Here is a 16,370-nt window from a genome sequence, read left to right as displayed (position 1 = left end):
GGCTGGGGGGCGCGACAGGAGGCGTCGAGCCAGAAAACGTCATGAACTCCTTCGAGAAGCGGGTATCGGCAAGCCAACTGCGCTGATCGCGAAGCCCGGCACGGGAAAAACTGCGATCCAGCAGGTTGGCCATGTGCGTATCGCGGGATGACGCGCTGAACCCACCCATGACCACAGCCACCATGCGCCGTCCATCATGCACGGCGGTGGTGGCGACGTTGAATCCCGAGGCGCGGATGAAACCGGTTTTCAGACCGTCGGCGCCGGGATAATCGCGCACCAGGCGGTTATGGCTGGTATGGCGTGTTCCGCGGTAGGTAAATTCCTGCAGGCCGAAGTAGTGGTAATACTGGGGAAAATCCTGCATAACACGCGCCGAGAGAGTCAGCATGTCCCGAGCCGTCGTGACCTGCTGATCGTCGGGCAGCCCCGAGGCGTTCCTGAAAGTCGTGGCACTCATGCCCAGTTCCTGGGCCTTCTGGGTCATCATTCGGGCAAACTGCTGTTCGCTGCCGCCCAGGGCCTCGCCGATCACTACCGCGACATCGTTGGCCGAGCGGACCGCCAGGGCTCGAATGGCGGTATCCACCGGTATGCTGCTGCCCGCAGCCAGCCACAGCTTGGTGGCCGGCATGGCCGCCGCCTGAGCGGACACGGGCAGCGCCTGGTTAAGGTCCAGCTCATTGTTTTCCAGCGCTTCGAAGGTAAGGTATAGCGTCATCATCTTGGTCAGCGAGGCGGGATAGCGCGGCTCATCGGCGTTTTCCGCATAGAGCACTTCCCCGTTATCCATATCCACCACGATGCCTGCATAGCGCGGGTTGGCCTGGGCATCCGTGGTTATCAGCGCGATTAGAAAAAGCAGCGTAAACCCTAGCCATGCCCTTACCACCCTGTTGTCGTCAACTCTCCTCGCCGCCATGTCTGCCCCTTGCTGATTGATCTACGCTGGAAACGAACGCCGTTCATGGGCCGTGCATGGCACACGCCATGACCACCAGTCAGTCACGGCCATTACCGCACGGATGAAGCTACTCATCGCTCACCATGAGCCCACATTAGACTAGCACGCCCATCTGATAATTTGCTGCCTGCACGGCGTATAAATATACGCCGTGCAGCTCTTGGCAGGTCTTGATGCCGGACACAAAAAAACCGACCCCGGAGGGTCGGTTTTCATTTTTAGCAGGAGGGCTTGAGCGAAGAGTTACTCTTCTGCCGCCGCCTCTGCAGCCGCCGGGCGGTCGACAAGTTCGACGTACGCCATGGGAGCATTGTCGCCTGCGCGGAAACCGCACTTGAGAATACGGATGTAGCCACCCGGACGCTCGGCGTAACGCGGACCCAGCTCGTTGAACAGCTTGCCAACGGCTTCTTTGGAACGTGTGCGAGAGAACGCCAGACGACGGTTCGCAACGCTATCCTGCTTGGCCAGGGTGATCAGCGGCTCGATGACGCGACGCAGTTCCTTGGCCTTGGGCAGGGTTGTCTTGATGATTTCATGTTCGACCAGCGAGACAGACATGTTCTTGAACATGGCCTGACGATGCGAGCTGGTGCGATTCAGATGACGACCACTCTTACGATGACGCATGGTTGTAATTCCTTACCAAACTGGGACTCGAGTCGACACTCACGCGGAGGCCTTGTCGTCCTTCAGGCTAGCCGGCGGCCAATTTTCCAACCGCATGCCGAGGGACAAGCCGCGCGCCGCCAAAACGTCCTTGATTTCATTCAAGGATTTCTTACCGAGGTTCGGTGTCTTCAACAGCTCAACTTCTGTGCGCTGGATAAGATCACCGATGTAGTAAATATTCTCGGCTTTAAGGCAGTTCGCGCTGCGAACGGTCAACTCAAGATCGTCTACGGGGCGCAATAGGATAGGATCGACATGATCCTCTTCCTCTTCGACTTCCTGCTCTTTGTCAGCTTCCAGGTCGACGAAGGCGGCCAGCTGCTCTTGCAGAATGGTCGCACTGCGACGGATAGCCTCTTCCGGATCCAGGGTACCGTCGGTTTCCAGATCGATAATCAGCTTATCGAGGTCGGTGCGCTGCTCGACACGAGCGGCTTCGACCGAGTAGGAAACGCGGCGGACAGGGCTGAAGGTGGCATCCAGCTGCAGGCGGCCAATAGCACGGGTCTCTTCATCAGAGCCACGAGCGTCAGCCGGTTCGTAACCACGACCCAGCGCTACCTTAAGCTGAATTTTCAGCTCGGCACCTTCATTGACGTGTGCAATGACGTGGTCCGGGTTGACGATTTCGACGCTATGATCAAGCGCAATGTCGCCAGCAGTGACGACGGCTGGGCCCTGCTTGTTCAGCGAGAGCACCGCCTCATCGCGGCTGTGCATCTTGATCGCAACATCTTTCAAGTTCAGGAGGATTTCGATGACATCTTCCTGCACCCCTTCGAGCGCACTGTACTCGTGCTCTACACCAGCAATCTCGGCCTCTACCACGGCAGCGCCGGGCATGGACGAGAGCAGAATGCGACGCAGTGCATTCCCCAGGGTGTGACCAAAACCACGCTCGAACGGTTCGAGAACGATCTTGGCATGATGTGCGCTGATTTCTTCGACCTTGATGTCGCGGGGGCGAAGAAACTCTGTCACTGAACGCTGCATATGAACACCTTTCAGGCTGCCAAACGGATACTGAGTACTCTAAAGCACAATACTCAAGAGCATCTGGGCGGTTAGCTTTGCTACCCCGCCCAGGCCTCAAGAAGCAGTGATGTAGATCAGACTGCTTACTTGGAGTACAGCTCGACGATCAGGTTTTCGTTGATGTCGGCAGTCAGGTCACCGCGTTCAGGCAGAGCCTTGAAAGTGCCTTCCATCTTCTTGGCGTCGATTTCGATCCAGACGATATCGCCACGGTTGGCCGCAATGGTCAACGCGTTTTGAATACGGGCCTGGTTCTTCGCCTTTTCGCGAACGGAAACCACGTCACCCGGCTTCACCTGGTAGGAAGCGACGTTGACGGTGCGGCCGTTCACGGCAATCGCCTTGTGGCTGACCAGCTGACGCGCTTCGGAGCGAGTCGAGCCAAAGCCCATGCGGTAGACGACGTTGTCCAGTCGGGATTCGAGCAACTGCAACAATACTTCACCAGTCGCACCTTTCAGGCGAGCGGCTTCTTTGTAGTAGTTACGGAACTGTTTTTCGAGTACGCCGTACATGCGACGTACCTTTTGCTTCTCGCGAAGCTGCAAGCCGTAGTCTGAAAGACGCTGACGACGCTGGCCGTGTACACCCGGGATCTGCTCGGATTTACACTTTTTCTCGAAGGGAGTAACACCGCTCTTCAGAAAGAGGTCGGTGCCTTCACGACGAGACAGTTTGCACTTCGGTCCAATATAACGAGCCATGAATCTGTCTCCTTAAACGCGGCGTTTCTTAGGCGGACGGCAGCCATTATGGGGAATGGGCGTCGCGTCTACGATGCTTTGCACGCGGAAGCCGGCGGCATTCAGAGCGCGCACGGCGGATTCACGACCGGGACCTGGGCCTTTAACCAGTACGTCTACGTTTTTCACACCATACTCGGCTGCAGCAGTCGCTGCACGTTCGCTTGCTACTTGAGCAGCGAACGGGGTGCTCTTGCGAGAACCACGAAAACCCGAACCACCGGCAGTTGCCCAAGAAAGCGCATTGCCCTGGCGGTCTGTGATCGTCACGATCGTGTTGTTAAAAGAGGCATGGATATGCGCAACCGCATCCACCACCTGCTTTTTAACCTTTTTACGGTTATTACGCGGGTTAGCCATGTTGATGTCTATTCCTGTCTATACGTCAGCTCTCTACGAAAGAGCCTGCGTGTTATTTGCGGATCGGCTTACGCGGGCCCTTGCGGGTGCGCGCGTTAGTCTTGGTCCGCTGACCACGCAGCGGAAGACTACGACGATGACGCAGACCACGATAGCAACCCAGGTCCATGAGACGCTTGATGTTCAGCGTCACATCACGACGAAGGTCGCCTTCTACGGTGTACTTACCTACTTCAGAACGCAGGGTATCCAGCTCTTCGCCAGACAGGTCCTGGATCTTGGTAGTCAGCTCGATACCAGCAGCAGCACAGATGTGCTGAGCACGGGTACGGCCAATCCCGAAGATATAGGTCAGCGAGATCGCCGCATGCTTGTTGTCCGGGATATTGACGCCTGCAATACGGGCCATCAGCTTACTCCGAAATTTGAGCGGCTTGCTCGTTTATTCATCTACAAAAGGCGCAACAGCATACCCCTTTAACTGCCCGAAGGCAAGGGGTATGCCAAACACCCACTTAAAACAGCGCAGGTATCAACCTTGACGCTGTTTGTGCCGTGGCTCGACACAGATGACGCGGACTGCGCCATTGCGACGAATGATCTTGCAGTTACGGCACATCTTCTTTACGGAAGCTCGAACTTTCATCGTTCTCTCCAATACGGTCGGCGCGCCTCAGCGCATGATGCCGCCGCTACCGTAGCCTTTCAGGTTGGACTTCTTCATCACCGAGTCATATTGATGCGACATGAGATGCGATTGCACCTGGGCCATGAAGTCCATGATGACCACCACCACGATCAGAAGCGACGTACCGCCAAAGAAGAACGGAACGTTCCATGCAACGATCAGGAACTGGGGCATCAGGGAAACCGCAGTGATATACAGGGCACCGAATAAGGTCAGACGAGTCATGACTTTATCGATATAGCGAGCGGTCTGCTCGCCGGGGCGAATGCCCGGCAGGAACGCACCTGACTTTTTCAGATTGTCAGCTACATCCTTGGGATTGAAGACCAGCGCTGTGTAAAAGAAGCAGAAGAATACCACTGCCGCCGCGAAAAGCAAGATGTAAAGCGGTTGCCCGGGGGCTAACGCTTGTGAAGCTCGTTGCAACCACTCCATTCCCTCGCCGGCACCTACCCACTGTCCGATCGACGCCGGAAAGAGCAGAATGCTGGAGGCAAAGATCGCCGGAATGACGCCGGCCATGTTCACTTTCAAGGGCAGGTAGCTGCTTTGACCTGCATACATCTTGTTGCCTACCTGGCGTCGCGGATAGTTCACTTTCAGGCGGCGTTGACCGCGCTCAATGAATACCACGAATGCCACGGTGGCAATACCTAGCACTGACAGCGCTAACAGCGGGAGAACATTCCAGGCCCCTTCGTTACGAGCGAGCTCGAACGCTTGCCCCACGGCACTGGGCAGCCCAGCGACGATACCGGCGAAAATCAGCAGCGAAATACCGTTGCCGATTCCCTTCTCGGTAATCTGCTCACCTAGCCACATCATGAACACCGCGCCTGACACGAACGTGATCACGGCGGTGAAATAGAAGCTAAAGTCAGCGCTGTAAGCGATGCCTTGGCTAGCCAGACCCACGGACATGCCGGTGGCCTGGACAAGAGCCAGTATCACCGTGCCGTAGCGGGTGTACTGGCTTATTTTGCGGCGGCCGGCCTCGCCTTCCTTCTTGAGCTGCTCAAGATGGGGTGAGACCGCGGTCATCAGCTGCATGATAATCGACGCCGAAATATAGGGCATGATGCCCAGGGCGAGGACGCTCATGCGCTCCAGGGCGCCACCCGAGAACATGTTGAACATGCCCAGGATGGTGCCCTGTTGCTCCCTGAACAAGGCAGCAAGCTGGTCAGGATTGATACCGGGAACGGGGATATGGGCACCGATACGGTACACCACGATGGCGAGGAGCACGAAGCGCAAGCGCGCCCACAGTTCACTCAGACCGTTGCCCATCGCCGGCATGTTTCCTGACTTGGCCATTTAGTCCTCTACCTTGCCGCCAGCAGCTTCGATCGCTTCACGGGCACCTTTGGTGACCTTGAGACCGCGAACGGTAACTGCTTTGTTCAGTTCGCCTGAAAGGATGATCTTCGCGTGAAGCGTTGCATCCTTCAGTACGTTGGCCTGCTTCAGGGTTTCCATGGTGACTTCGTCACCGGCAACCTTGGCAAGCTCGGCCAGGCGTACTTCTTCAGACACCAGCGACTTGGCTGATGTGAAGCCGAACTTCGGCAGACGACGCTGCAGCGGCATCTGACCGCCTTCGAAACCAGGCTTGACGCTACCGCCACTGCGTGATTTCTGGCCTTTGTGGCCACGGCCGCCGGTCTTGCCCAGACCGGAACCGATACCACGACCAACGCGCTTTTCAGCGTGCTTGGAGCCCGGTGCCGGGCTCAGGGTATTGAGTTTCATGGATTACTCTCCCTCAACGCGCACAAGGTAGTTAACCTTGTGGATCATGCCGCGTACGGCAGGGGTGTCTTCCAGTTCAACCGTATGACCGATGCGACGCAGACCCAGGCCGTTCATGGTGGCCTTGTGCTTGGGTAAAACGCCGATGGTGCTGCGGATCTGGGTAACCTTGATCAAAGCTGCCATGGTGTCTTACCCCGTAATCGCTTCGACAGACAGACCGCGCTTGGCGGCCACGTCGTCCGGTGATTGCATGGCAGAGAGACCTTTTACAGTCGCTCGAACCACGTTGACCGGGTTGGTGGAACCGTAGCACTTGGCCAGTACATCGTGGACACCAGCAAGCTCCAGTACAGAGCGCATGGCACCACCGGCGATGATACCGGTACCTTCGGAGGCCGGCTGCATGTACACCTTGGAAGCACCGTGACGGGCTTTTACCGGGTACTGCAGCGTGTTGCCTGCAAGGTTGACCTTGACCATATTGCGACGAGCCTGGTCCATCGCCTTCTGGATCGCGACCGGCACTTCACGCGCCTTGCCACGACCGAAACCGACACGACCTTTACCATCACCAACGACGGTCAGCGCGGTGAAGCCGAAAATACGACCACCCTTGACCACCTTGGCGACGCGGTTGACCTGCACCAACTTCTCTTGCAGATCGCCGCTTTGCTGTTCGTTCTTCGCCATCGTAAAACCCTTTAGAATTCCAGGCCGCCTTCACGAGCGGCGTCGGCCAGAGCCTTGACGCGACCGTGATACTTAAAGCCAGCACGGTCGAAGGCCACCTGGGTGATGCCTGCTTCTTTAGCGCGTTCGGCAATCAGAGCGCCAACCTTGGAGGCGGCATCCGAGTTACCGGTCGCACCCTCGCGCAGTGCCTTGTCCAGCGTGGAAGCGCTGGCCAGCACCTTGCCACCATCCGGCGAGATAATCTGCGCATAGATGTGACGCGGGGTACGGTTGACGCACAGGCGATACACGCCCAGCTCGCGGATCTTGGCGCGAGCGCGGCGGGCACGACGGAGACGAGATTCTTTCTTCGCGTTCATAACCCTGCCTTACTTCTTCTTGGCTTCTTTACGGCGGACCTGCTCGTCGCCGTACCGAACACCCTTGCCTTTGTACGGCTCTGGCGGACGGAAGGCGCGGATTTCCGCGGCGCACTGACCGAGCTTCTGCTTGTCCGCGCTTTTCAGCACGATAGTGGTGTTCTTCGGCGTTTCCGCTGTGACACCTTCAGGCAGTTCGTAGTCGACCGGGTGCGAGAAGCCCAGTGAAAGATTGAGCGTCTGGCCCTTAGCTTGGGCACGATAACCGACGCCAACAATTTCGAGAGTTCGTGTGAAGCCCTCGGATACGCCCGTTACCAGGTTCTGAACCAGGGCGCGGGTAGTACCGGCCATTGCCCAGCTCTTGGCAGTTTCGCTCGGGGCGAAGGTCAGCTGGCCGTCTTCCTGACCAATCACCACGTCCTGGTGAATGGGCATCGACAGCGTGCCCTGGCCGCCTTTGGCGGTCAGCTGGTCGTCGTTGATCTTGATATCAACGCCGGCAGGCACTTTAACCGGATATTTCGCTATGCGGGACATTCCAGCCTCCTAGAATACGGTGCAGATGACTTCGCCACCGACACCCGCCTGGCGCGCGGCACGATCGGTCATGACACCATTTGACGTGGTGACAATCGCGATACCCAGGCCGTCGGCAACCTTAGGCAGGTTGTCCTTGCCTTTGTACTGGCGCAAGGACGGCTTGGAAACCCGCTGAATGTGCTCGATAACCGGCTTGCCCTCAAAGTACTTGAGAGTCACCGTCAAGGAAGGCTTGACACCTTCAGCAACGGCGAAGTCGGTAATGTAACCTTCTTCCTTTAGCACGCGGGCCACTTCCACTTTCAGCTTGGAAGACGGCATGACTGCCGTCTCCTTGGTGGCCATCTGCGCATTGCGGATACGGGTACACATATCCGCCAGAGTGTCTTGCATGCTCATTTAATGTGCGCTCCTGATGATTCTACGTGGCGTTACCAGCTGGACTTCTTCAGACCAGGGACGTCGCCACGCATGGCGGCTTCACGCAGCTTGTTACGGCCGAGACCGAACTTGTTGTAAAAACCGTGCGGACGACCGGTAACGCGGCAGCGGTTACGCTGACGTACCGGGCTAGAGTCGCGCGGCAGTTGCTGCAGCTTCAGCGTCGCCTCGAAGCGCTCTTCCTCGGACGTGTTCACGTCAGAGATGATTGCCTTGAGCTCAGCACGCTTGGCCGCATACTTCTCGACCAGCTGCGTACGCTTGAGCTCACGCTCTATCATACTTTTCTTAGCCATGATCCAACCCTTATTTCTTGAACGGGAAGTTCAGCGCGGTTAGCAGCGCACGACCTTCCTCGTCGGTGTTGGCGGTAGTAGTGATAGTGACGTCCAACCCACGGATACGATCGATCTTATCATACTCGATCTCCGGGAAGATGATCTGCTCACGCACACCCATGGAGTAGTTGCCGCGACCGTCAAAAGACTTCGGGTTAAGACCACGGAAGTCACGCACGCGAGGAATCGCGATGTTCACCAGACGGTCAAGGAAGTCCCACATGCGCTCAGCGCGCAGTGTCACCTTGATACCAATCGGCCAACCTTCACGCACCTTGAAGCCCGCGATGGACTTACGTGCTTTGGTCACCAGCGGCTTTTGACCGGAGAGTTTCTCCAGATCGCCGATGGCATTGTCGATCAGCTTTTTATCACTAACCGCTTCGCCGATACCCATGTTCAGAGTCACTTTCGTGATCCGGGGTACCTGCATAACGTTGGCGTAGCTGAACTGCTCTTTGAGTTGAGCCACCACCTCGTTTTGATAACGTTCTTTCAAGTTCGCCATTGTGCTACCCGACTCGCGTTAGGCGTCGATCTGCGTCTGCGTCGACTTGTAGATACGTACCTTGGTACCGTCTTCCTTAACTTGGAAGCCGACGCGATCCGCCTTACCGGTCTCCGAATTGAAGATGGCTACGTTGGACGCGTGAATCGGAGCCTCACGCTCGACGATACCGCCCTGATTTCCCGCCATGGGATTCGGCTTGGTGTGACGCTTGATCATGTTCACACCGGACACCAGGAAGCGGTTTTCCATTACCCGCTTGACGGTGCCACGCTTGCCTTTATCCTTCCCGGCGATGACGATGACTTCATCGTCACGTTTGATCTTTTGCATATCCGCCTCGCTCCTTACAGCACTTCAGGCGCTAGGGAAATGATCTTCATGAACTTCTCGTTACGAAGTTCACGAGTTACCGGCCCGAAGATACGCGTGCCGATCGGCTGTTCGTTGGTGTTATTCAACAAAACTGCCGCATTTCCATCGAAACGGATCAGCGAACCGTCACTACGACGGACGCCACTACGGGTACGAACGACAACCGCTTTGAGGACCTGGCCTTTCTTGACCTTGCCACGCGGAATCGCTTCTTTCACCGTTACTTTGATGACGTCACCAACGCGGGCGTAGCGACGGTGTGAACCGCCCAGCACCTTGATGCACTGCACCCGGCGCGCTCCGCTGTTGTCGGCGACATCCAGCATTGTCTGAGTCTGAATCATCGGTTTTCTCCAAACCTAATCTGACTGCACTGATTGGCAGACTTTAGGTATTAACCCTTAGCCTGCTCAACCACCTCGACCAGCGTCCAGGCTTTCTTCTTGGAAAGCGGACGGCACTCCTGAATGGAAACCGTATCGCCTGCCTTAGCCTGGTTCGCCTCATCATGGGCGTGCAGCTTGGTGGAGCGCTTGACGTATTTTCCGTAGATCGGGTGACGCTCACGACGCTCGATCATGACGACGATGGATTTATCCATCTTGTCGCTCACCACCTTGCCGGTGAGCGTACGGGTCTTTTTCTCTTCGGCCATCTCAATCACCTGCCTTCTCGTTGAGCATAGTCTTCACGCGGGCGATATCCCGACGGACCTGCTTGAGCAGATGAGTCTGGCTCAGTTGGCCAGTGGCCTTCTGCATGCGCAGGTTAAACTGCTCGCGGAGTAGCTCGAGGAGCTGCTCTTTAAGCTCTCCTGCGGACTTTTCACGAATTTCCTGGGCTTTCATCACATCACCGTCCGTTTCGCAAAGGTGGTGGACAAGGGCATCTTCTGTGCGGCCAGTTCGAATGCTTCACGGGCCAGCTCTTCAGATACGCCTTCAATTTCGTACAGGACCCGACCCGGTTGGATCTGGGCTACCCAGTACTCAACAGAACCTTTACCTTTACCCATACGAACTTCGAGCGGCTTCTTGGAAATCGGCTTGTCAGGGAAAACGCGGATCCAGATCTTGCCGCCACGCTTGACGTGACGTGTGATCGCGCGACGGCCAGCTTCGATCTGACGCGCAGTGATGCGGCCGCGACCAGTAGCTTTCAGACCGTATTCCCCGAAGCTGATCTTGCTTCCGCGATGTGCCAGGCCACGGTTGCGGCCTTTCATCATCTTGCGGAATTTCATACGCTTGGGCTGTAACATCGACTCGCTCTCCCTTACCTGGAACCTTTCTTCTTGGGCGCGTTGCCGGCAGGCTGCTGTTGCTTAGCCTTGGCACGTACTTCCTCGATACCGCCGAGGATTTCGCCCTTGAAGATCCACACTTTGACGCCGATGACGCCGTAGGTGGTGTGAGCTTCGAAGGTGGCGTAGTCGATGTCCGCACGCAGGGTGTGCAGCGGAACGCGACCTTCACGGTACCATTCGGTACGGGCGATTTCGGCACCACCCAGACGACCGGACAGCTGGATCTTGATACCACCAGCGCCCAAACGCATTGCGTTCTGTACCGCGCGCTTCATGGCACGACGGAACATGACGCGACGCTCAAGCTGACCGGCAACGTTGGCGGCAACCAGCTTGGCATCCAGCTCCGGCTTGCGAACTTCTTCGATGTTCACATGAACCGGGACGCCCATCATTTCGGTGAGGTCGCGACGCAGACGGTCGACATCTTCACCTTTCTTGCCAATCACGATACCCGGACGGGCAGTGTGAATGGTGATGCGGGCATTGTTAGCCGGACGCTCGATGTGAATGCGGCTTACGGAAGCGCTTTTCAGACGCTCTTCCAGGAAGCTGCGCACTTCGAGATCGTTGTTGAGCTTATCGGCATAGGCGCCGCGCTCGGCATACCAGACAGAAGCATGGTCTTTGACGATGCCCAGTCGAATGCCTGTTGGATTGACTTTCTGACCCATCTGGTCGACTCCTACTTCTCGGCTACCTTGACGGTGATGTGGCAGGTGCGCTTCAAGATACGATCCGCACGGCCTTTGGCGCGCGGCTTGATACGCTTGAGCGTCATGCCCTCATCGACGCAGATGGTCGAGACACGCAGCTCGTCGATGTCCATGCCGTTGTTTTCTTCCGCATTCGCGATGGCGGACTGAAGCACTTTCTTGACCAGCTTGGCAGCCTTCTTCGGTGAGAAGGTCAGCAGGTCAATAGCTTCGGCGACCGGCTTACCGCGCACCTGGTCAGCCACCAAACGGGCCTTCTGTGCGGATAAAGCAGCGCCACTCAGCTTAGCTGTGACTTCCATCTCTTAATCCTCTCTGGCTTACCGTTTGGCTTTCTTGTCCGCTGCATGCCCGCGATAGGTGCGGGTAGCTGCGAATTCGCCAAGTTTATGGCCCACCATTTCCTCGGAGACGTGCACCGGGACATGCTGGCGTCCGTTATGGACTGCGATGGTCAGACCTACCATGTTGGGCAGGATCATCGAACGACGCGACCAGGTCTTGATCGGTTTGCGGTCGTTCTTCTCCACTGCAGCCTCTACCTTCTTCAAAAGATGAAGGTCAATGAAGGGACCTTTCTTTAGTGAACGTGGCACAGCCGTTACCTCTTAATGTCTTGGCAATTTCGATTAACGCGTCTTGTTACGACGACGGATAATCAGCTTGTCGGTGCGCTTGTTCTTACGCGTCTTGTGACCCTTGGTCGGTACGCCCCACGGGGATACCGGGTGACGACCACCGCTGGTGCGGCCTTCACCACCACCGTGCGGGTGGTCTACCGGGTTCATCGCGACACCGCGAACAGTCGGACGCACGCCTCTCCAGCGTTTCGCACCGGCCTTGCCAAGTTGACGCAGGCTGTGCTCGGAGTTGCTCACTTCGCCCAGGGTCGCGCGGCACTCGGCCAGCACTTTGCGCATTTCGCCGGAGCGAAGACGCAAGGTGGCGTAGTTGCCTTCACGAGCGACCAGCTGAGCGCTAGTACCGGCACTGCGAGCAATCTGCGCGCCTTTGCCCGGCTTCAGTTCGATACCGTGAACGGTAGAACCGAGCGGCACATTGCGCAGCGGCAAGGCATTGCCTTTCTTGATCGGCGCGTTGACACCAGATTCCAGCACGTCACCCGCGCTGACACCTTTCGGTGCAATGATGTAACGACGCTCGCCATCTGCATATTTCAGCAGCGCGATGTGCGCACTACGGTTCGGATCGTGTTCCAGGCGCTCAACGGTGGCCGGAATGCCATCCTTGGTGCGCTTGAAGTCGATCAGACGGTAGTGATGACGGTGACCACCGCCCACGTGGCGGGTGGTGATACGACCGTAGTTGTTACGGCCGCCGGACTTGGACTGCTTTTCAAGAAGCGGTGCATACGCACGGCCCTTGTACAGTTCCTCGCCAACGATCTTGACGACGTGGCGACGACCGGCGGAAGTGGGTTTGGTCTTGACGATTGCCATTTTCCGTACTCCTGCCCTTATTCGGCGCCAGAGAAGTCTTCGAGCGTTTCACCCGCAGCCAGGGTCACATACGCCTTGCGGTAACCCTTACGCTGGCCAACGCCGTGTGCAGTACGCTTGGTCTTGCCCTTCATGTTCAGAACCTGAACATTGCCGACCTTCTTGCCGAACAGTGCTTCAACGGCTTTCTTGATCTCGGGCTTGGTAGCATCGGTTGCCACCTTGAAGACGTACTGGTTGCGCTCTGCAGCCATCGCGGCCTTTTCGGTCACGTGCGGTCCAAGCAGAACCTTGAATACGCGTTCCTGGTTCATGCCAGCTTCTCCTCGAATTTACGCAGGGCGGAGACGGTAACCAGGACCTTATCAAAGGCAACCAGGCTTACCGGGTCAGCTGCCGCGACATCCACCACGTCAACGTGGGGAAGGTTGCGTGCGGCCAGATAGAGCTTTTCGTCGACTTCTTCGGTGACGATCAACACTTTCTCAAGGTTGAGCTCTTTGAGCTTGGCAGCTACCTGCTTGGTCTTGGGCGCTTCGACGTTGAACTCTTCAATGGCGACCAGGCGCTCTTGACGTACGAGTTCAGACAGGATGGAACGCATCGCCGCGCGGTACATCTTGCGGTTAACCTTCTGGGTGTAGTCTTGCGGACGAGCCGCGAAGGTTACGCCGCCGCTGCGCCACAGCGGAGAGCGGATGGTGCCGGCACGTGCACGACCGGTACCCTTCTGACGCCACGGCTTCTTACCACCGCCACGTACGTCGGAACGAGTCTTTTGAGCGCGAGTACCCTGACGGCCAGCTGCCAGATAAGCAGTGACAACCTGGTGAACCAGCGCTTCGTTGAATTCTTTGCCAAAAGTGGCGTCGGCTACTTCAACGGTACCCGTGCCTGCAGCAAGATTCAGATTCATTGGTAATTATCCCCTTCAGCCAGCTTTCACGGCGCTGCGAACGATAACGTCGCTACCGGTTGCTCCCGGTACGGCGCCCTTGATCAGCAGCAGGTTACGCTCGGCGTCAACACGGACGATCTCAAGGCTTTGAACGGTGCAGCGGACGTTGCCCATCTGACCGGCCATTTTCTTGCCTTTAAATACGCGACCTGGTGTTTGACACATGCCGATAGAACCCGGCGCGCGATGCGACAGGGAGTTACCATGGCTGTTGTCTTGGGTACGGAAGTTCCAGCGCTTAACAGCACCCTGGAAGCCTTTACCCTTAGAGGTGCCGGTCACATCGATCATTTGACCAGCTTCAAAGAGGGATACGGTGAGTTCGCCACCCACTTCAGGAGCTTCTTCGCCTTCTGCAAGGCGGAATTCCATCAGCGAACGACCAGCCTCAACACCCGCCTTGGCAAACTGACCAGCTTGCGCCTTGGAGAGGTGCTTGGCTTTACGAGAACCTGTGGTGATCTGAATCGCTGCGTAGCCGTCAGACTCGATGGTCTTGACGCGCGTAACACGATTAGGATCAACTTCAATAACGGTCACGGGCACGGATGCGCCATCTTCGGTAAAGACACGGGTCATCCCGGCCTTTTTACCGACTAAACCGATAGTCATACTCAGTCTCCTATAGTGTACGGGGCTATCACCCGCTATGGCTGCCCTTTCCAGAGCATTCCACTAGCACATTGTGTGGCGCCTCACGGCGCGGCGGCTGCTGATCGTACCAACTCGCCAAAACGAGCGACGAACGCTGGGCCGCAAGTGTCTAGTGTGATTAGTCGAGCTTGATTTGCACGTCTACGCCTGCGGCGAGATCGAGCTTCATCAGCGCATCAACGGTTTTCTCGGTCGGCTCGACGATGTCAAGCACACGCTTGTGCGTACGAATCTCATACTGATCACGCGCATCCTTGTTGACGTGCGGTGAAATCAGGATGGTATAACGCTCGCGGTTGGTCGGCAGCGGAATCGGACCACGAACCTGAGCACCAGTACGCTTAGCGGTTTCAACGATCTCCGCTGTGGACTGATCGATCAGGCGATGGTCGAACGCTTTCAACCGAATGCGAATCTTCTGGTTCTGCATTTGCCCTAAACTCCAATGGATGTCGACGGCGCGAGCCGTCTACCCACGCATTCAAAGGATGCGCATTATAGGCACGCCAAAAGCCCATGTCAAACATTTGCTATTGGTGCGCAGAAAAGGGGGCTCCCAGGAGCCCCCTCTCTCATTCAAGTAAAATGATTACTGAACGATCTTGGCCACAACACCAGCACCAACGGTACGGCCACCTTCACGAATCGCGAAGCGCAGACCTTCATCCATGGCGATCGGAGCGATCAGGGTAACAACCATTTGCACGTTGTCACCCGGCATGACCATTTCAACGCCCTCCGGCAGTTCACAAGTACCGGTTACGTCAGTGGTACGGAAGTAGAACTGCGGACGGTAGCCCTTGAAGAACGGCGTGTGACGACCACCTTCTTCCTTGGACAGTACGTATACTTCGGCTTCGAAGACGGTGTGCGGGTTGATGGTGCCCGGCTTGGCCAGAACCTGACCACGCTCGACGTCATCACGCTTGGTACCACGCAGCAGCGCACCAACGTTCTCACCTGCACGACCTTCGTCGAGCAGCTTACGGAACATTTCGACACCGGTAACGGTGGTCTTGGTGGTGTCCTTGATACCAACGATTTCGACTTCTTCGCCAGCCTTGACGATACCACGCTCTACACGGCCAGTAACAACGGTACCACGGCCAGAGATGGAGAATACGTCTTCGATCGGCATCAGGAACGGCTGGTCGATAGCGCGCTCCGGCTCCGGAATGTACTCATCCAGGGCCTTGATCAGGTTGGCAACCGCAGTGGTGCCCATGCCGTTCTCGTCTTCACCGTTCAGTGCCATCAGAGCAGAACCGGTGATGATCGGCGTGTCGTCGCCCGGGAAGTCGTACTGGTCGAGAAGTTCACGAACTTCCATTTCGACCAGCTCGAGCAGCTCTTCGTCATCAACCATGTCGGCCTTGTTCAGGAACACGACGATGAACGGTACACCAACCTGGCGAGACAGCAGGATGTGCTCGCGAGTCTGCGGCATGGGGCCGTCAGCGGCAGAACATACCAGGATCGCGCCGTCCATCTGGGCAGCACCGGTGATCATGTTCTTGACGTAGTCAGCGTGTCCCGGGCAGTCAACGTGAGCGTAGTGACGCTCTTCAGACTGATACTCGACGTGTGAAGTCGCGATGGTGATACCACGCTCGCGCTCTTCAGGAGCGTTATCGATGGTATCGAATTCACGCCAGTCGCCGCCGAAAACCTCAGCAGACACGCGGGTCAGGGCCGCAGTCAGGGTCGTTTTACCGTGGTCGACGTGACCGATGGTGCCGACGTTGACGTGCGGTTTGGAACGTTCGAATTTTTCCTTAGCCACTGCTATAACCTCTTTACGT

30 protein-coding genes are annotated in these 16,370 nt (G+C 56.9%); all 30 read right to left on the bottom strand.

All coding sequences use genetic code 11. From position 1 onward, the window contains the following. Positions 1–922, bottom strand: a 922-nt coding sequence (locus HW452_RS14110) for a D-alanyl-D-alanine carboxypeptidase family protein (protein ID WP_224106735.1), incomplete at its 3' end; no start/stop codon positions are given. A 285-nt stretch (positions 923–1,207) separates the two neighbouring features. Continuing rightward, on the bottom strand, positions 1,208–1,594 hold the full coding sequence (gene rplQ / locus HW452_RS14105) for a 50S ribosomal protein L17 (protein ID WP_224106734.1): 387 nt from the start codon (positions 1,592–1,594) through the stop codon (positions 1,208–1,210). A gap of 39 nt (positions 1,595–1,633) precedes the next feature. After that, positions 1,634–2,629 carry a DNA-directed RNA polymerase subunit alpha gene (locus HW452_RS14100; protein WP_016915790.1) on the bottom strand — a complete coding sequence of 332 codons (996 nt, stop codon included), beginning with the start codon at positions 2,627–2,629 and terminating at the stop codon, positions 1,634–1,636. A 125-nt stretch (positions 2,630–2,754) separates the two neighbouring features. Next, entirely contained in the window at positions 2,755–3,375 is a 621-nt protein-coding gene (rpsD, locus tag HW452_RS14095) for a 30S ribosomal protein S4 (RefSeq protein ID WP_224106733.1), read from the bottom strand. 12 nt (positions 3,376–3,387) lie between these two features. Beyond that, positions 3,388–3,774 carry a 30S ribosomal protein S11 gene (gene rpsK / locus HW452_RS14090; protein WP_106374956.1) on the bottom strand — a complete coding sequence of 129 codons (387 nt, stop codon included), beginning with the start codon at positions 3,772–3,774 and terminating at the stop codon, positions 3,388–3,390. A 52-nt stretch (positions 3,775–3,826) separates the two neighbouring features. After that, the gene (rpsM, locus tag HW452_RS14085) at positions 3,827–4,183 is read right to left on the bottom strand and encodes a 30S ribosomal protein S13 (RefSeq protein ID WP_018917719.1); all 357 of its coding nucleotides are present in this window, start codon (positions 4,181–4,183) and stop codon (positions 3,827–3,829) included. A 123-nt stretch (positions 4,184–4,306) separates the two neighbouring features. Continuing rightward, entirely contained in the window at positions 4,307–4,420 is a 114-nt protein-coding gene (gene rpmJ, locus HW452_RS14080; protein WP_081139244.1) for a 50S ribosomal protein L36, read from the bottom strand. Positions 4,421–4,447: 27 nt separating this feature from the next. Beyond that, the gene (gene secY, locus HW452_RS14075; RefSeq protein ID WP_224106732.1) at positions 4,448–5,779 is read right to left on the bottom strand and encodes a preprotein translocase subunit SecY; all 1,332 of its coding nucleotides are present in this window, start codon (positions 5,777–5,779) and stop codon (positions 4,448–4,450) included. Beyond that, on the bottom strand, positions 5,780–6,214 hold the full coding sequence (gene rplO / locus HW452_RS14070; RefSeq protein ID WP_224106731.1) for a 50S ribosomal protein L15: 435 nt from the start codon (positions 6,212–6,214) through the stop codon (positions 5,780–5,782). It lies immediately after the preceding gene. 3 nt (positions 6,215–6,217) lie between these two features. After that, positions 6,218–6,400, bottom strand: coding sequence for a 50S ribosomal protein L30 (gene rpmD, locus HW452_RS14065; protein ID WP_224106730.1), 183 nt, complete (start codon positions 6,398–6,400; stop codon positions 6,218–6,220). 6 nt (positions 6,401–6,406) lie between these two features. After that, positions 6,407–6,907 (bottom strand): 30S ribosomal protein S5, encoded by a 501-nt coding sequence (rpsE, locus tag HW452_RS14060; RefSeq protein ID WP_224106729.1) that lies wholly within the window; start codon positions 6,905–6,907, stop codon positions 6,407–6,409. Between the two features lie 11 nt (positions 6,908–6,918). Continuing rightward, the gene (gene rplR, locus HW452_RS14055) at positions 6,919–7,269 is read right to left on the bottom strand and encodes a 50S ribosomal protein L18 (protein WP_008959159.1); all 351 of its coding nucleotides are present in this window, start codon (positions 7,267–7,269) and stop codon (positions 6,919–6,921) included. A 9-nt stretch (positions 7,270–7,278) separates the two neighbouring features. Beyond that, positions 7,279–7,809 carry a 50S ribosomal protein L6 gene (gene rplF / locus HW452_RS14050; RefSeq protein WP_224106728.1) on the bottom strand — a complete coding sequence of 177 codons (531 nt, stop codon included), beginning with the start codon at positions 7,807–7,809 and terminating at the stop codon, positions 7,279–7,281. 9 nt (positions 7,810–7,818) lie between these two features. Beyond that, positions 7,819–8,211: a 30S ribosomal protein S8 gene (gene rpsH, locus HW452_RS14045; protein WP_224106727.1), complete on the bottom strand. Its 393-nt coding sequence runs from the start codon at positions 8,209–8,211 to the stop codon at positions 7,819–7,821. Between the two features lie 32 nt (positions 8,212–8,243). After that, complete coding sequence (gene rpsN, locus HW452_RS14040; protein ID WP_224106726.1) at positions 8,244–8,549, bottom strand: 30S ribosomal protein S14; 306 nt, start codon at positions 8,547–8,549, stop codon at positions 8,244–8,246. A gap of 10 nt (positions 8,550–8,559) precedes the next feature. Continuing rightward, positions 8,560–9,099, bottom strand: coding sequence for a 50S ribosomal protein L5 (gene rplE, locus HW452_RS14035; protein ID WP_224106725.1), 540 nt, complete (start codon positions 9,097–9,099; stop codon positions 8,560–8,562). A gap of 18 nt (positions 9,100–9,117) precedes the next feature. Then, complete coding sequence (gene rplX / locus HW452_RS14030; protein WP_106374963.1) at positions 9,118–9,432, bottom strand: 50S ribosomal protein L24; 315 nt, start codon at positions 9,430–9,432, stop codon at positions 9,118–9,120. 14 nt (positions 9,433–9,446) lie between these two features. Continuing rightward, on the bottom strand, positions 9,447–9,818 hold the full coding sequence (rplN, locus tag HW452_RS14025; RefSeq protein ID WP_009723896.1) for a 50S ribosomal protein L14: 372 nt from the start codon (positions 9,816–9,818) through the stop codon (positions 9,447–9,449). A gap of 50 nt (positions 9,819–9,868) precedes the next feature. Beyond that, positions 9,869–10,129: a 30S ribosomal protein S17 gene (gene rpsQ / locus HW452_RS14020; RefSeq protein WP_009723897.1), complete on the bottom strand. Its 261-nt coding sequence runs from the start codon at positions 10,127–10,129 to the stop codon at positions 9,869–9,871. 1 nt (position 10,130) lies between these two features. Further along, positions 10,131–10,322, bottom strand: coding sequence for a 50S ribosomal protein L29 (gene rpmC / locus HW452_RS14015; RefSeq protein ID WP_018917730.1), 192 nt, complete (start codon positions 10,320–10,322; stop codon positions 10,131–10,133). Continuing rightward, complete coding sequence (gene rplP / locus HW452_RS14010; RefSeq protein ID WP_007112000.1) at positions 10,322–10,735, bottom strand: 50S ribosomal protein L16; 414 nt, start codon at positions 10,733–10,735, stop codon at positions 10,322–10,324. The genes rpmC and rplP overlap by 1 nt, the downstream gene beginning before the upstream one ends. Before the next feature lie 14 nt (positions 10,736–10,749). Further along, positions 10,750–11,454: a 30S ribosomal protein S3 gene (gene rpsC / locus HW452_RS14005; RefSeq protein ID WP_106374964.1), complete on the bottom strand. Its 705-nt coding sequence runs from the start codon at positions 11,452–11,454 to the stop codon at positions 10,750–10,752. 11 nt (positions 11,455–11,465) lie between these two features. Continuing rightward, a complete protein-coding gene (rplV, locus tag HW452_RS14000; RefSeq protein WP_009723900.1) occupies positions 11,466–11,798 on the bottom strand; it encodes a 50S ribosomal protein L22 in 333 nt (110 codons plus the stop codon). 18 nt (positions 11,799–11,816) lie between these two features. After that, positions 11,817–12,092, bottom strand: a complete 276-nt coding sequence (gene rpsS / locus HW452_RS13995) for a 30S ribosomal protein S19 (protein WP_009098993.1) — start codon at positions 12,090–12,092, stop codon at positions 11,817–11,819. Between the two features lie 33 nt (positions 12,093–12,125). Further along, positions 12,126–12,956, bottom strand: coding sequence for a 50S ribosomal protein L2 (rplB, locus tag HW452_RS13990; RefSeq protein ID WP_106374965.1), 831 nt, complete (start codon positions 12,954–12,956; stop codon positions 12,126–12,128). Positions 12,957–12,973: 17 nt separating this feature from the next. Further along, positions 12,974–13,270, bottom strand: coding sequence for a 50S ribosomal protein L23 (gene rplW / locus HW452_RS13985; protein WP_126949730.1), 297 nt, complete (start codon positions 13,268–13,270; stop codon positions 12,974–12,976). Next, positions 13,267–13,872: a 50S ribosomal protein L4 gene (gene rplD, locus HW452_RS13980; protein WP_224106724.1), complete on the bottom strand. Its 606-nt coding sequence runs from the start codon at positions 13,870–13,872 to the stop codon at positions 13,267–13,269. The genes rplW and rplD overlap by 4 nt, the downstream gene beginning before the upstream one ends. 15 nt (positions 13,873–13,887) lie before the next feature. Further along, on the bottom strand, positions 13,888–14,526 hold the full coding sequence (rplC, locus tag HW452_RS13975; RefSeq protein ID WP_224106723.1) for a 50S ribosomal protein L3: 639 nt from the start codon (positions 14,524–14,526) through the stop codon (positions 13,888–13,890). Positions 14,527–14,686: 160 nt separating this feature from the next. Next, positions 14,687–14,998 carry a 30S ribosomal protein S10 gene (gene rpsJ / locus HW452_RS13970; RefSeq protein WP_009098983.1) on the bottom strand — a complete coding sequence of 104 codons (312 nt, stop codon included), beginning with the start codon at positions 14,996–14,998 and terminating at the stop codon, positions 14,687–14,689. A 159-nt stretch (positions 14,999–15,157) separates the two neighbouring features. Further along, complete coding sequence (gene tuf / locus HW452_RS13965) at positions 15,158–16,351, bottom strand: elongation factor Tu (RefSeq protein WP_224106722.1); 1,194 nt, start codon at positions 16,349–16,351, stop codon at positions 15,158–15,160. Positions 16,352–16,370 lie beyond the last annotated feature (19 nt).

Source organism: Vreelandella aquamarina, from assembly GCF_020075495.1.
GTDB lineage: Bacteria > Pseudomonadota > Gammaproteobacteria > Pseudomonadales > Halomonadaceae > Vreelandella > Vreelandella aquamarina_A.
This window is presented reverse-complemented; position numbering and strand designations above follow the sequence as displayed.